Genomic DNA, 13,719 nt, shown 5'->3' on the forward strand with positions numbered 1-13,719 from the left:
CGGGGGCGGGGCGGCCCGGAGGGGATGCGAGCGCTCCGCCGGGGCCCCGTGCCGGGCGGGGGCCTACTGTGGAGGGATGACCGACGACGCCCGGCCCTTCGCCGTATTCGACCTGGACGGCACTCTCTCGGACAGCGCCCACCGGCAGCACTTCCTCGAAGGCGCCCGCCGGGACTGGTCCGCGTTCTTCGCCGCCGCCGTCGACGACCCGCCGCTCGCCGAGGGAATCAGCCTCGCCGTGCGGAGCGCCGACGAGTGCGAGGTCGTCTACCTGACCGGCCGCCCGGAACGCTGTCGCAAGGACACCCTCGACTGGATCTCCCTGCACGGGCTCCCCGAGGGGCCGCTGCACATGCGGCGCAACGACGACCGCCGTCCTGCCCGCCGCACCAAGCTGGAGGTGCTGAAGCGGCTGGGCCGGGGGCGCGAGATCCGGATGCTGGTGGACGACGACGAGCTGGTCTGCGACGACGCCGAGGCGGCCGGTTTCACCGTGGTGCGGGCCCGCTGGGCCGAGTCGTCCCAGGCACTGAAGGACGCCCAGGAGCGTCTGGGGCGTACCTGAGGGCGCGCACGGAACCCCGGGTGACGAGGGGCCGCCGCGAGGAGATCCTCGTGCCGTCCCGTGGTGATGCTCTAAGGACTGTCCAGCACCTCCGCTCCGGCCTCCCACCCCGGGATCGTGGGCAGCACGGCCTCGGCCACCCGGAGGAGGGTCGCTTCGTCCGGCTCCCAGCCGTCCTCGCGCCACATCGCCACTTCCACGGATGCGCCGCCGTGCTCCGCGTCGACGGAGAGAACGCGGGACGGGACTCCGGGGGCACTCCGGGCGTCGCTGCCGTCGAGGCGGAAGCTGAGGCTGATGGTCCGGTCGGAGTAGAGGACCGCCGGGCGTCCGAGGACCGTCCGCTGCCGGGCGGTGTTCCCCAGGAGGGTGGCCAACGCCGCTGCCGGAAGTCCGTCGTGGCTCATCTCCAGCGTCACGGTGTAGGGGCCGAGTTCGACCCGGGCCGAGGGGTCGTCGGTCCCCTCACCCTTGCCCGCGGACGACTGCACGAGGCCGCCACTGCCGCTGGCGCTCAGCGCGGTCTCACCGGTGGCTTCGAGCAGTTCGGCCAGGTCGGGCCGGTTCAGCGCGGAACACAGCTGGAATCCGGAGACGGCGAGGAGCGCGTCACCGGCCTTTCCCCGGGGCGTGTCCTTCCCGCTTCGGCCGTCCTCGTCCGGGGAACAGGTGGCCGGGCGGGCTTCGGTGTCCGTGCCCGTGTTCTCGGTCTCCCCGATCGCCCACAGACCGCCACAGAGCATCCCCACGAGTACCACCGCGGAGACTGCCTGCCCCCACGGGTTCGTCCCACTTTCGGGCACGCCAGTACGTCCGTCCAAGTCCCCCACCCCTTGCCGCTGTTCCCCCGGGCACGTGCGCCCGGGGGAACGTAGCCCGCTCCTGGCGCTCCCCACAACGCGATTGATCTTTCTCCGCGTTCGCGGTGGCCCGTCGGAGGTCGAAGCGCGCCACACCGGCACAGAACGTCCGCCCGCCGGAGCGAGGGCGGTGGCCCGCACCGGCCGGCGCGGGTGAGGAGTTCGGAGCCGTCCGGCAGCGCCGGACACGCGAGGAGTCCGCCACCGGTGCGTGTTCCGGTGGCGGACTCCTCGTTGGATCCGAGGGCGTGGGAGTTGCCGGGGTCTTCTGCCCGCCGGCCTCGGCCCTCAGTCCGGCCAGGTTCCCGTCAGGCGCCGGACGGTGATGGCCCCGCCGCGTCCGACCGCGGCACGGACGGTGGAGAAGATCGCCCCTTGCAGGGCCGCCGCGGCGAGGATCTCGGGCCAGCCGCGGTCACGGTCCGTCGGACTCGGCGCGTCGTCCTCACGGGCGACCGTCTTCCACACCTGACGGAAGACGGCCCCGGCGACCAGGCCGCCCGCCATCCCGACGGCGAGGCCGACGGGCTTGTACACGAGGGCGGGGACGTTCATCCGCGCCGCCGGTGACGCGCGACGGCGACCACCGCGACGGCGGCCACTCCCCCGGCGACCAGCAGCCCCTCCTTGCCCCGCGCGGCGTGGGCCACGCGGTCGGCGCCCCGGCGCACGGGCTCGGGCGCGCGCTCCTGGAACTTCTCCCCCAGGGTCCGCACGGCCGCCCCGATCTGCTGCTGGGCCTGGGCCGCGGTGCCCAGCACGGCGTCCGGAGTCCGCTCCCGCGCCTCCGCGCGCGCCCCGGCGGCCTTCTCCGTGGCCCGGGCCCGCAGCTCTTCGGCCTTCTCGACGGCCCGGTCCTTCGCTCCGGCCGCCTTCTCCTGCCCCAGCGCGGTCACGTCCGCGGTCTTCCGACGCGCTTGCGAGGTCAGCTCGTCGGCCTGGGCGCGTACGGTGGCGTCGGCCGTCGCCGCCAGTTGCTCGACCGTCCGGCCGAGTTCGTCCCGTGCGGCCGACGCCTGTGCCCGGAGGTCCTCCGGTGTCGGTACGGAACCGTCCTCGCGGGGGTTCTGGTCATCCGTCATCGCTCAGCACTCTCCTTCTCGTCCGTGCCGGCCGGACGGTCGCCCGCCCCGGCCGGCCGTGGATCATCGGCATGCTCCCCGCGTGCCCCCGGTCGGGCGGGCAATGCCTCCCCCCGCCGCGCAGCCCTTTAGAATGTGACTGTTTCTCCCCACATGTTCGGAGTCCGCACCGATGTCCACCCCCCACGATCCGTACGTCCGGGTGCGCGGCGCCCGCGAGCACAACCTCCAGAACATCGACGTGGACATCCCCCGCGACACCCTGACCGTCTTCACCGGGGTGTCCGGTTCCGGCAAGTCGTCGCTGGCGTTCGGCACCATCTACGCGGAGGCGCAGCGGCGGTACTTCGAGTCGGTGGCGCCGTACGCCCGCCGACTGATCCACCAGGTCGGCGCTCCGGCCGTCGGCGAGATCACCGGACTGCCGCCGGCCGTCTCGCTGGAGCAGCGCCGCTCCACGGCGGGCGAGCGTTCCTCGGTGGGTACGGTGACCACGCTCTCCAACTCGCTGCGGATGCTGTATTCCCGGGCCGGGGAGTATCCGGAGGGCGCCGAGCGGCTGGACTCGGACGCCTTCTCCCCCAACACCGCGGCGGGCGCCTGCCCCGAGTGCCACGGGCTCGGACGGGTCCACCGCACTTCGGAGGAGCTCCTCGTCCCGGACGCCTCGTTGTCGATCCGGGAGGGGGCGATCGCGGCCTGGCCGGGTGCCTGGCAGGGCAAGAATTTGCGGGACGTGCTCGACGCCCTCGGGTACGACGTCGACCGGCCCTGGCGCGAGCTTCCGGCCGGTGAGCGGGAGTGGATCCTCTTCACGGACGAGCAGCCGGTGGTGACGGTTCATCCGGTGCGTGACGCGGGCCGCATCCAACGCCCTTACCAGGGGACGTACATGAGCGCCCGGCGCTATGTGATGCACACGTTCGCCGACTCCCGGAGCCAGACCCTGCGGGCGCGGGCGGAGCGATTCCTGACGAGCGTTCCGTGCCCGGTCTGCGGGGGCGGGCGGCTGCGGCCGGAGGCGATGGCGGTGACCTTCGCCGGGCACACCATCGCGGAACTGGCGGCGTTGCCGCTGGCGGCCCTGTCGGAGGTGCTGCGCGCGTCCGGCGGTGACACGACGGCGCGGGTGATGACCACGGATCTGCTGGCCCGCATCGGCACGGTCACCGAGCTGGGTCTCGGCTATCTCAGCCTCGACCGGACGGCCCCGACGCTCTCCTCGGGCGAACTCCAGCGGCTGCGACTGGCGACGCAGTTGCGGTCCGGTCTGTTCGGTGTGGTGTACGTGCTGGACGAGCCGTCGGCGGGTCTGCACCCGGCCGACACGGCGTCCCTGCTGGCGGTGCTCGGCAGGCTGAAGGAGGCCGGGAACTCGGTCTTCGTGGTGGAGCACCAGTTGGACGTGGTGCGGCAGGCCGACTGGCTGGTCGACGTGGGACCGCTCGCCGGGGAGCACGGCGGCCGGGTGCTGCACAGCGGCCCGCCCGCCGCTCTCGCCGAGGTGGCGGAGTCGGCGACCCGGCGCTTTCTCTTCGACGGGGCCGCGCCCGCCGCCCGCCCGCCGCGCACCCCCTCCGGGGAGCTGCGTCTCGAAGGGGTCCGGCGCCACAACGTGCGGGGCGTGGACGTGGCGTTCCCGCTCGGGGTCTTCACCGCCGTGACGGGCGTCTCGGGTTCGGGCAAGTCGACCCTGGTCGGCCAGGTGCTGGCCGGGGTGCTCGCCGACCGCCAGGCGTCTTCGGCGGCGGACCTGCCGGACGCGCCCGCCGTACGGGGCTGCGTGTCCGCGCGTGGGCTGGAGGCGGTGGACCGGCTCGTGCAGGTGGACCAGAAGCCCATCGGCCGTACGCCGCGCTCGAACCTGGCTACGTACACAGGGCTGTTCGACGTCGTACGCAAGCTGTTCGCGGAGACGGAGACGGCGCGGGAGCGCGGCTACCGGGCGGGGCGGTTCTCGTTCAACGTGGCGGGTGGGCGGTGCGAGACCTGCCAGGGCGAGGGGTCCGTCTCGGTGGAGCTGCTCTTCCTGCCCAGTACGTACGCGCCCTGCCCGGACTGCCACGGGGCGCGCTACAACCCGCCGACGCTGGAGGTCACCCTGCGCGGGCTCTCCATCGCCGGGGTGCTCGACCTGACGGTGGAGGCGGCGGCCGGATTCTTCGCGGGGGTGCCGGCCGCCGAGCGGAGCCTGCGCACGCTGGACGAGGTGGGACTCGGCTATCTGCGCCTCGGGCAGCCCGCCACCGAGCTGTCGGGCGGTGAGGCGCAGCGGATCAAGCTGGCGGCGGAGCTCCAGCGCGCCCGGCGGGGCCACACCCTGTACGTGCTGGACGAGCCGACCACGGGGCTGCACCCGGCCGATGTGGAGGTGCTGATGCGCCAGTTGCACGGGCTGGTGGACGCGGGCGGCACGGTGGTGGTCGTGGAACACGACATGGCGGTGGTGGCGGGTGCGGACCATGTGATCGACATGGGTCCTGGCGGCGGCGCGGAGGGCGGGCGGATCGTCGCGGCGGGCGCCCCGGCCGAGGTCGCGCGGGCGGCGGGCAGCCGCACGGCCCCGTTCCTCGCCCGGGCGCTCCGGACGGGCTGAGCGGACCCCCGGTACACGAAAGCCCCGAGGGGGTGGAGCGGCCCCTTGAAAACCGCTCCACCCCCTCGGGGGGAGTCCCGTCGGCGCCCACGGTGCGGCGGCGGGACGGTCGGGTGGCGCTTCCCCGATCAGCGCCGGACCTTGCGGGTGGCGCGCAGCCACTCCTTGTTCATGGCGGCGATGGACGGGAGCGGGATCCCCTTCGGGCAGGCGGTGGCGCACTCGCCGGTCAGGGTGCAGCCGCCGAAGCCCTCCTCGTCCATGGTGGCGACCATGTCGAGCACCCGGGTCTCCCGCTCGGGCGCGCCCTGCGGGAGCACGTTGAGGTGGTTGATCTTCGCCGAGGTGAAGAGCATCGCCGAGCCGTTGGGACAGGCGGCGACGCAGGCGCCGCAGCCGATGCACTCGGCGTGCTCGAAGGCGAAGTCGGCGTCCGGCTTGGGCACGGGGGTGGCGTGGGCGTCGGGGGCCGTACCGGTGGGGGCGGAGATGTAACCGCCGGACTGGATGATGCGGTCGAAGGCCGAGCGGTCGACCACCAGGTCCTTGATGACCGGGAACGCGGAGGCGCGCCAGGGCTCGATGTCGATGGTGTCGCCGTCGTCGAAGGACCGCATGTGGAGCTGGCAGGTGGTGGTGCGCTCGGGGCCGTGCGCGTCGCCGTTGATGACGAGGCTGCACGCCCCGCAGATGCCTTCGCGGCAGTCGTGGTCGAAGGCGACCGGCTCGTCGCCTTCGAGGATGAGCCCCTCGTTGAGGGTGTCGAGCATTTCGAGGAACGACATGTCCTGCGAGATGCCGTCGACTTCGTAGGTGGCCATGGCGCCGGGCGCCTCGGCGTCTCGCTGGCGCCAGACGCGCAGGGTGAGCTTCATGCGTAGCTCCGCTGGGTGGGGTGTACGTACTCGAACACGAGGTCCTCCTTGTGCAGGACGGGGGCCTCGCCGGTGGCGGTGAACTCCCACGCGGCGGCGTAGGAGAACTCCTCGTCACGGCGGGCGGCTTCACCGTCCGGGGTCTGCGACTCCTCGCGGAAGTGGCCGCCGCAGGACTCGGCGCGGTGGAGGGCGTCGAGGCACATCAGCTCGGCGAGCTCCAGGTAGTCGACGATCCGGTTGGCCTTCTCCAGCGACTGGTTGAACTGCTCGCCGGTGCCCGGGACCTTGACGCGGCGCCAGAACTCCTCTCGGATCAGGGGGATGCGCGCGAGCGCCGTGCGCAGGCCCTCCTCCGTGCGTGCCATCCCGCAGAACTCCCACATGAGTTCGCCGATCTCGCGGTGGAAGGAGTCGGGGGTGCGGTCGCCGTCGACGGCGAGCAGCAGGTTGAGCCGGTCCTCGGTCTCGGCGACCGTCTCCGCGACCGCCGGGTGGTCCGCGCCCACGGGGGCGGTGTGCGGATTGCGGGCGAGGTAGTCGTTGATGGTGGACGGCAGGACGAAGTAGCCGTCGGCGAGGCCCTGCATCAGCGCGGAGGCGCCGAGGCGGTTGGCACCGTGGTCGGAGAAGTTGGCCTCGCCGATCGCGAAGAGCCCGGGGACCGTGGTCTGGAGGTCGTAGTCCACCCAGAGGCCGCCCATGGTGTAGTGCACGGCCGGGTAGATCCGCATCGGGGTCTCGTACGGGTCCTCGGCGGTGATCCGGGCGTACATGTCGAAGAGGTTGCCGTACTTCTCCTCGACCTTGGCGCGGCCCATCCGGGCGATGGCGTCGGCGAAGTCCAGGTAGACGCCCTGGCCGCCGGGGCCGACGCCGCGGCCCTCGTCGCAGACGTTCTTCGCGGCGCGGGAGGCGATGTCGCGCGGTACGAGGTTGCCGAAGGCGGGGTAGATCCGCTCCAGGTAGTAGTCGCGCTCGTCCTCGGGGATCTCATTGGCCGGGCGGTCGTCGCCCTTGGCCTTGGGGACCCAGATCCGGCCGTCGTTGCGGAGCGACTCGCTCATCAGGGTGAGCTTGGACTGGTGGTCGCCGGTACGCGGGATGCAGGTGGGATGGATCTGGGTGAAGCAGGGGTTCGCGAAGCGGGCGCCGCGCCGGTGGGCCCGCCAGACGGCGGTGGCGTTGGAGTTCATCGCGTTGGTCGAGAGGTAGAAGACGTTGCCGTAACCGCCGCTGGCCAGCACGACCGCGTCGGCGAAGTAGGTGTCGATCCGACCGGTGACCAGGTCGCGGGCGACGATACCGCGGGCCCGTCCGTCGACCACGATCAGGTCGAGCATCTCGGTGCGCGCGTGGAGTTCGACGTTGCCCGCGGCGATCTGCCGGGAGAGCGCCTGGTAGGCGCCGAGGAGGAGCTGCTGTCCGGTCTGACCCCGGGCGTAGAAGGTGCGGGAGACCTGGACCCCGCCGAAGGACCGGTTGTCGAGGAGGCCGCCGTACTCGCGGGCGAAGGGGACGCCCTGCGCGACGCACTGGTCGATGATCTCGACGGAGATCTGCGCGAGCCGGTGCACGTTGGATTCGCGGGCGCGGAAGTCGCCGCCCTTGACGGTGTCGTAGAAGAGCCGGTGGACCGAGTCGCCGTCGTTGCGGTAGTTCTTCGCGGCGTTGATGCCGCCCTGGGCCGCGACCGAGTGGGCGCGGCGCGGGGAGTCCTGGAAGCAGAACTGCACGACGTGGTAGCCCTGTTCGGCGAGGGTGGCGCCGGCCGATCCGCCGGCGAGGCCGGTGCCGACGACGATCACCGTGTGCTTGCGGCGGTTCGCCGGGTTGACGAGCTTGGCCTCGAAGCGGCGGGTGTCCCAGCGTTCGGCGACGGGCCCCTCGGGGGCCTTGGTGTCGACGAGCGGCTCGCCGGTGCGGTACTGCGTGTAGTCGCTCATGTCAGCTCACGACTCCGGTCATGACGGCAACGGGTACGGACACGAATCCCACGGTGAGCACCACCGAGATCACGTTGGCCAGGGTCTTCAGGACTCGGTCGCGGGTGGCGCTGCCGACTCCGAGGGTCTGTGCGGCGCTCCAGAATCCGTGCTGGACGTGGAGGCCGACGGCGAGCACCGCGACGATGTAGATGACGTCGCCGTACCAGGTGGAGAAGGTGTCGACGACGTTCTGGTACGGGTGCCCGGCCTGGAAGCCGCCGCTGTGCACGGTGCCGGTGGTGAGGTCGAGGATGTGCCAGACGATGAAGAGCGCGAGGATGATGCCGCCCCATCGCATGGTCCGGGTGGCGTAGCTCGCCCGCGCCCTCTTGTGGACGTAACCGACGGGGCGCGCCCGGAGGTCGCGCCGGCTGAGCTGGTACGCGGAGACGGCGTGCAGCACCACGGCGGCGACCAGCACCAGGCGGACGATCCAGAGTGCCCACTCGTGGTGGAGGAAGGGCTCGCCGAGCGTGCGCAGCCAGTGCGCGTAGTGGTTGAACTCGCCGGGCCCGAAGAAGATCTTCAGATTGCCCAGCATGTGGACGACCAGGTAGCCCAGCATGATCAGGCCGCTCACTGCCATGATCGTTTTCTTGCCGACGGTCGAGTCCCAGAGCGTGCGCGTCATGGACGGCCGTCGTTCCGCCCGTGTTGCCAGTGCCATGGGCACGACGGTAGGGCCGGACGCCCCCATCGGTCCAAGAGATGGACGCGCTCATCTCCATAGGCATGGCCTATGCAACGGGTTTAACCTGCCTTTATGCACTTCCAGCAGCTCACTTATTTCGTCGCCGTCGCCGAGGCCCGGCACTTCACCCGGGCCGCCGAGGCGGTGCACGTCTCCCAGCCCTCGCTGTCCCAGCAGATCCGGGCCCTGGAGGACGAGCTGGGCGCGGAGCTGTTCAGCCGGGCCCGGGGCAACATCGCGCTGACCGATGCGGGCGAGACCCTGCTGCCACTGGCCCGGCGCATCCTCGCGGACGCGGAGAGCGCGCGCCGCGAGGTGCAGGAGCTGGTGCGGCTGCGGCGCGGGCGCATCCGTCTCGGCGCCACCCCCAGCATCTGCACCGGCCTGCTCCCCGACGTACTGCGGGCGTACCACGACCGGCACCCGGGGATCGAACTGCTTCTGGAGGAAGGCGGTTCGCACGACCTGGTACGTCAACTCGCGCGCGGGGCACTCGACATCGCACTGCTCGTACTCCCGCTGCCCGCCGCCTCGCCGGCGTTGACCACGGTGGAGCTGCTGCACGAGGACCTGGTCGTGGTGTCGGCGGCGGACGCGCCCGCCCCGGGACGGGGGAAGTCCGTGCGGATCGCCGATCTCCAGGGCGTACCGCTGGTGATGTTCCGCCACGGCTACGACCTGCGGGAGCTCACCGTCGCCGCCTGCCGGGCGGAGGGCTTCGAGCCCACCTTCACGGTGGAGGGCGGCGAGATGGACGCGGTGCTCGGTTTCGTACGGGCGGGGCTCGGCATGGCCGTGGTGCCGCGCATGGTCGCGGGCCGGGCCGGGCAGGGCCTGCGGATGACTCCGCTGGCCCCGCCCGGGCTGCGGCGGACCATCGCGCTGGCCCACCGCACCGACGTGGCACCACCCCGCGCGGCCAGGGAGTTCCAGCGGATGCTGCTGGAGGCGGACCCGGGCAGCCTCCTCGGCGGGTCCGCCGGGCGGGGCTGAACAAGCCCCGGAAAGCCGTCCGCCTCCGCTCACACGGCGTCGGCCAGCACCAGCGAGTGGATGCGGTCCGGGGCGCCGGGGCGGGCGTAGTACCACCCCTGGGCCGTGTCGCAGCCCAGCTCCCGCAGCTGCTCCGCCTGGGCCGCCGTCTCCACGCCTTCCACCGTGACCGCCAGTTCGAGGCTGTGCGCCAGGGTGACGATCCCCTCCACGATCTTCAGGTCGACGGGGTCCGCCGGATGCCGCTGCATGCCCCGGGTGAAGGACCGGTCGAGCTTGAGCACGCTGACCGGGAGGCGGCGCAGGTTGGCGAGGTTGGAGTAGCCGGTGCCGAAGTCGTCGAGGGCGATGTCGACGCCCATCTCCGCGAGCTGGCGCAAGGGTTTGAGCAGTCCGTCGTCGGCGCCGATCAGGGCGGACTCGGTGAGCTCCAGGCAGAGCGCGCCCGGCTCAAGACCGGACCGCTCCAGCACGTCCACGGTCTCGGCGACGAGCCGGGGGTGGTGGAGCTGGGTCGGCGAGAGGTTGACGTTGATCCGCAGGGGGCCGCCGTCGCTGTGACGCTCCTGCCAGTGGTGGGCCTGGCGGACGGACTCCTCCAGCACCCAGCGGCCGAGCGGCACGATGAGGCCGGTGTGCTCGGCGAGCGGGATGAACTGGTCCGGTCCGAGGATGCCGTGCTGCGGATGCAGCCAGCGGACGAGGGCCTCCGCGCCGTGCACGCTGCCGTCGCCGAGGTGCACCAGCGGCTGGTACTCGATGAAGAACTCGCCCCGCTCCAGGGCCGCCGGGAGCGCGGTGGTGAGCCCGTGCCGGGTGATGGCCCGGGCGTCGGCCTCCTCGTCGGCGAGCTCGAAGCGGTTGCCGCCGGCCGATTTGGCGCGGTACATCGTGATGTCCGCGCTGCGCAGCACTTCGGCGGCGCTACGGATGCCGGAGGGGCCTTCGACGACTCCGATGGAGCCGCGCACGGTCAGTTCCCGCCCCTCGATCCGGATGGGCGTGGACAGCACGTTCAGAATGCGGCAGGCGAGGTCGCCCACCTCCCGCGCGGTGTCCGGTCCGGTCGTCAGCGCCACGAACTCGTCGCCGCCGAGCCGGGCCACCATCTCGCCCTGCGCCGTCGCGCAGCTCTGCAGCCGGTCCGCGACCTCGACGAGGAGGCGGTCGCCCGCCGCGTGGCCGAGGCTGTCGTTGATCGCCTTGAACCCGTCGAGGTCGAGGTAGCAGAGCCCGAAGCGGGTGCCGCCCTTGGCCGCCACCGCCTTCTCCAGCCGCTCGAAGAAGAGCGTCCGGTTGGGCAGTCCGGTGAGCGCGTCGTGGGTGGCCTCGTACCGCAGCCTGAGGTTCAGCAGTCTGCGCTCGGTGGTGTCCTCCATGAGCGCCAGCTGGTACTCGGGGTCTCCCTCGGAGTCGCGCAGCAGCGACACCGTGAGGTTGGTCCACAGGACCGTGCCGTCGTTGCGGTAGTAGGGCTTCTCGACGCGGTAGTGGTCGCGTTCACCGCGTACGAGTTCGTGGTAGTACCGCCAGACGTGCGGGGTGTCCTCCGGGTGGGCCCAGTCGGTCAGCTTGCGGCTGCGGACATGGCTGTCGAGGCCGCCGAACATCCGGGTGAGGGTGTCGTTGCTCTCCAGCAGGTTGCCGTCGAGGTCGGCGATGGCGATGCCGATGGCCGCTTCCGCGAAGACCGCCCGGAAGCGGGTCTGCGTCTCGTGCAGCACCTGTTCGGCGTGCGAACGCGCGGTCAGCGCGGAGCGGGCGATGGCCTCCTGCTCGCCCAGGGTCCGCTCGCGCAGTGCGTGACTGTACCCGCCGGCCAGGGCGTGCTGGATGCGCGCGCTGCGGGCCCGGCTGTCCTCGGTCGAGAGCTCGGCGGGGCCGTTGCCGCCGCAGTAGAGCACCAGGTACGAGTCGATGACGCCGAGGGTGGCGCTGAGGGCGTCGGGGTCGGTGCAGTGGGCGGCGACGAGTGCGGTGCCGACCTGTTGGGCGGGTGCCGCGTCGAACGGGAGGGCGTGCAGGGTCTCGTTCAGCTCGCGCGCCAGGGGCAGCAGATGCTGTTCGAACTCGGGACGGGTCAGCGAGGTGGCCGTCGACGGGAAGATGGCCCGGCTCCAGATCGTGGCGAATCTCCGGAGCCGGTCCTCGGGGCCGTCCGGTTCCTCGTCCGGCGCTCCGGACTTCTGGGTGGGGATGCTCACGCCTTGCGCCCCACACCGGCGTAGCCCGAGAAGGCGAACGGGTCTTCCGGCTCGCCGGCCGTGCCGGGGTCGGGCCGCCAGTCCGGCATCGGGACCAGCCCCGGGTCCACCAGCTCCCAGCCCTCGAAGAACCGGGCCACCTCCGCGGGCGAACGCATGATGAGCGGATTGCGGATGCTGCTGTACACGCCCACGGCGCCGCCCGCCTCCTCACGGGTGAGCGGGATGCCCTCGTACGCGGCGTGAGTGACCACGAGCAGGCTGCCCGGGGCGAGTGCCGCGCGCAGCTCGGCGACGGCGGCGTACGGGTCGTCGGAGTCCTCGACGAAGTGGAGGACGGCCACCAGCAGGAGGGCCACCGGCCTTTCCAGGTCGAGCAGTTCGCCGATCTCCGGGTTCTTCAGGATCTCCTGCGGACGGCGCAGATCGGCGGCGACGACGGTGGTGCGGTTGTCACCGTCGAGAACCGCACGGCTGTGCGCCACCGCGACCGGGTCGTGGTCGACGTAGGCGATCCGCGCGGTGGGATCGGCACCGTGGGCGACCTCGTGGACATTGCCGAAGGTCGGTATGCCCGAGCCGATGTCCAGGAACTGGGTGACGCCCGAGGCCACCGCGTAACGCACCGCCCTGCGCATGAACGCGCGATTGGCCTGCATGATCTTGGGGAGACCGGGCATGAACTCCATCGCCCTGCGGGCCGCTTCCCGGTCCACCTCGAAATTGTGCGAGCCGCCCAGATAGAAGTCGTACATGCGGGACACGCTCGGCACCGATATGTCTATGCCTTGCGGTGCCCAGGCGGGACGCTCCATCGATGTCTCCAACAAGTCGCCACGACGATCCGGCCATGTTCATGGTCAGTGTTGACCAGAGGCTACTGACCGACCGCCAAGAGAGCGAGAGGAAACGGAAATTAGCGGTCCGTTATTGGTCACACCCTGCTGACAGGTGTGACCACCGTACGTATCAGCAGGTGAACGCGGAGCGACCGGACATCCCGCCGGGTCGCCGAGGGGCGATCCGGAACCGGCCAACTCGGCACCGGTGTTGAATCGGGCATCTCCGGACCCTTCATATCACATATCGCCCGGCGCTCTTCCACGGGCCTCACCGGAGCACTCTCGCGGCATCACCGCCCTTTATCGAAAGGCGAGTTGTCGGCCCGCGATCGGAAACCGACCCCCCGGTAACCGCACACCGGGGAACGTGGCCCCCGAGCGGCATATCAAGCCATGCCGAATGGGGAGCACGGGGCGAGAGGCGGGATCCCGCGGCGGGTTCCGCCACCCCGCCGCGCCGAACACGCCCGCCGGAAAGAGAAGTCGGACCTCACCGTCCGTCAGGGGCCGCTCACCCGAAACAGTCCGCGCGGTCCGAGTAGGGCGGCCAACCCCTCGGTACCTCGCCGCCGAAGACACAGCACGCTTCCCCGTTCCGTACATGAAAATCGGCGATTGTCCCACCATCAGGCGAATCACCCGAGTGCTTCGTGCGTATCCCCGCGGGGAGGACCATGATCCGGGGCGTGCACGGATCACGTATCGGACGGCTCACCGCGGCCACCGCGCTCCTCTGGCTGATGTCCGCGCCCGCTCCGGCGGTCGCGGACGCCTGCGCGGTCGCCGTCATCGGGCCGGACGGCGGTGTCACCGCGGTCGCCGTGGCGGGAAGCGGCGTATGCACGCCGCCCCCGACACCGCCGCCCTCGCCCGAACCCACACCGCCTCCACCGTCCCCCACTCCCCCGCCCCCGGCGCCCCCGGCGCCCGAACCGTCCCCCGCTCCGGAGCCCCCGCCGCCGCCGAAACCCCGGCCGCCGGCACCGCGCGCGCTCCCGCCCCCCACTCCCCGGCCGACGCCTC

At 71.8% G+C, this 13,719-nt stretch carries 11 protein-coding genes; 3 read left to right on the forward strand and 8 right to left on the reverse strand.

The features are described from left to right. Positions 1 to 76: 76 nt before the first annotated feature. Positions 77 to 565 carry a hypothetical protein gene (locus tag ACFZAX_RS12355; RefSeq protein WP_390961125.1) on the forward strand — a complete coding sequence of 163 codons (489 nt, stop codon included), beginning with the start codon at positions 77 to 79 and terminating at the stop codon, positions 563 to 565. A gap of 71 nt (positions 566 to 636) precedes the next feature. Here the strand turns inward: ACFZAX_RS12355 and ACFZAX_RS12360 are convergent, their stop codons facing one another. The 3 genes from ACFZAX_RS12360 to ACFZAX_RS12370 form a co-directional block, all read right to left on the reverse strand. Then, positions 637 to 1,386, reverse strand: a complete 750-nt coding sequence (locus tag ACFZAX_RS12360) for a DUF6215 domain-containing protein (protein ID WP_390961126.1) — start codon at positions 1,384 to 1,386, stop codon at positions 637 to 639. 327 nt (positions 1,387 to 1,713) lie between these two features. Further along, positions 1,714 to 1,980, reverse strand: a complete 267-nt coding sequence (locus tag ACFZAX_RS12365; RefSeq protein WP_327179476.1) for a DUF4235 domain-containing protein — start codon at positions 1,978 to 1,980, stop codon at positions 1,714 to 1,716. Next, positions 1,977 to 2,507, reverse strand: a complete 531-nt coding sequence (locus ACFZAX_RS12370; RefSeq protein WP_390961127.1) for a hypothetical protein — start codon at positions 2,505 to 2,507, stop codon at positions 1,977 to 1,979. The genes ACFZAX_RS12365 and ACFZAX_RS12370 overlap by 4 nt, the downstream gene beginning before the upstream one ends. Before the next feature lie 172 nt (positions 2,508 to 2,679). Here ACFZAX_RS12370 and ACFZAX_RS12375 point away from each other — a divergent pair, with 172 nt between their 5' ends. Then, positions 2,680 to 5,103, forward strand: a complete 2,424-nt coding sequence (locus ACFZAX_RS12375) for an ABC transporter (RefSeq protein WP_390961128.1) — start codon at positions 2,680 to 2,682, stop codon at positions 5,101 to 5,103. Between the two features lie 128 nt (positions 5,104 to 5,231). On the opposite strand, the gene ACFZAX_RS12380 is transcribed toward ACFZAX_RS12375, so the two are convergent. From ACFZAX_RS12380 to ACFZAX_RS12390, 3 genes are read right to left on the reverse strand one after another with little or no spacing between them, the layout of a single operon-like run. Beyond that, positions 5,232 to 5,978, reverse strand: a complete 747-nt coding sequence (locus ACFZAX_RS12380; protein ID WP_327179473.1) for a succinate dehydrogenase/fumarate reductase iron-sulfur subunit — start codon at positions 5,976 to 5,978, stop codon at positions 5,232 to 5,234. Next, on the reverse strand, positions 5,975 to 7,924 hold the full coding sequence (locus tag ACFZAX_RS12385; RefSeq protein ID WP_390961129.1) for a fumarate reductase/succinate dehydrogenase flavoprotein subunit: 1,950 nt from the start codon (positions 7,922 to 7,924) through the stop codon (positions 5,975 to 5,977). Before ACFZAX_RS12385 ends, ACFZAX_RS12380 begins: the two co-directional genes overlap by 4 nt. Position 7,925: 1 nt before the next feature. Then, positions 7,926 to 8,633: a succinate dehydrogenase gene (locus ACFZAX_RS12390; protein ID WP_390961130.1), complete on the reverse strand. Its 708-nt coding sequence runs from the start codon at positions 8,631 to 8,633 to the stop codon at positions 7,926 to 7,928. Positions 8,634 to 8,729: 96 nt separating this feature from the next. Between ACFZAX_RS12390 and ACFZAX_RS12395 the strand changes: the two genes are divergently transcribed. Further along, positions 8,730 to 9,650: a LysR substrate-binding domain-containing protein gene (locus ACFZAX_RS12395; protein ID WP_390961131.1), complete on the forward strand. Its 921-nt coding sequence runs from the start codon at positions 8,730 to 8,732 to the stop codon at positions 9,648 to 9,650. A 29-nt stretch (positions 9,651 to 9,679) separates the two neighbouring features. On the opposite strand, the gene ACFZAX_RS12400 is transcribed toward ACFZAX_RS12395, so the two are convergent. Further along, on the reverse strand, positions 9,680 to 11,854 hold the full coding sequence (locus tag ACFZAX_RS12400; protein WP_390961132.1) for an EAL domain-containing protein: 2,175 nt from the start codon (positions 11,852 to 11,854) through the stop codon (positions 9,680 to 9,682). Beyond that, positions 11,851 to 12,669, reverse strand: a complete 819-nt coding sequence (locus tag ACFZAX_RS12405) for an SAM-dependent methyltransferase (RefSeq protein ID WP_390961133.1) — start codon at positions 12,667 to 12,669, stop codon at positions 11,851 to 11,853. The genes ACFZAX_RS12400 and ACFZAX_RS12405 overlap by 4 nt, the downstream gene beginning before the upstream one ends. Positions 12,670 to 13,719: the final 1,050 nt, after the last annotated feature.

This window comes from Streptomyces sp. NPDC008125 (assembly GCF_042957125.1).
Taxonomy (GTDB): Bacteria; Actinomycetota; Actinomycetes; order Streptomycetales; family Streptomycetaceae; genus Streptomyces.

Coding starts and splice junctions, on each gene's coding strand:
- ACFZAX_RS12385 (WP_390961129.1), bottom strand. CDS start 7,924: ATGAGCGACTACACGCAGTACCGCACCGGCGAGCCGCTCGTCGACACC.
- ACFZAX_RS12370 (WP_390961127.1), bottom strand. CDS start 2,507: ATGACGGATGACCAGAACCCCCGCGAGGACGGTTCCGTACCGACACCG.
- ACFZAX_RS12405 (WP_390961133.1), bottom strand. CDS start 12,669: ATGGAGCGTCCCGCCTGGGCACCGCAAGGCATAGACATATCGGTGCCG.
- ACFZAX_RS12395 (WP_390961131.1), top strand. CDS start 8,730: ATGCACTTCCAGCAGCTCACTTATTTCGTCGCCGTCGCCGAGGCCCGG.
- ACFZAX_RS12375 (WP_390961128.1), top strand. CDS start 2,680: ATGTCCACCCCCCACGATCCGTACGTCCGGGTGCGCGGCGCCCGCGAG.
- ACFZAX_RS12390 (WP_390961130.1), bottom strand. CDS start 8,633: ATGGCACTGGCAACACGGGCGGAACGACGGCCGTCCATGACGCGCACG.
- ACFZAX_RS12365 (WP_327179476.1), bottom strand. CDS start 1,980: ATGAACGTCCCCGCCCTCGTGTACAAGCCCGTCGGCCTCGCCGTCGGG.
- ACFZAX_RS12380 (WP_327179473.1), bottom strand. CDS start 5,978: ATGAAGCTCACCCTGCGCGTCTGGCGCCAGCGAGACGCCGAGGCGCCC.
- ACFZAX_RS12355 (WP_390961125.1), top strand. CDS start 77: ATGACCGACGACGCCCGGCCCTTCGCCGTATTCGACCTGGACGGCACT.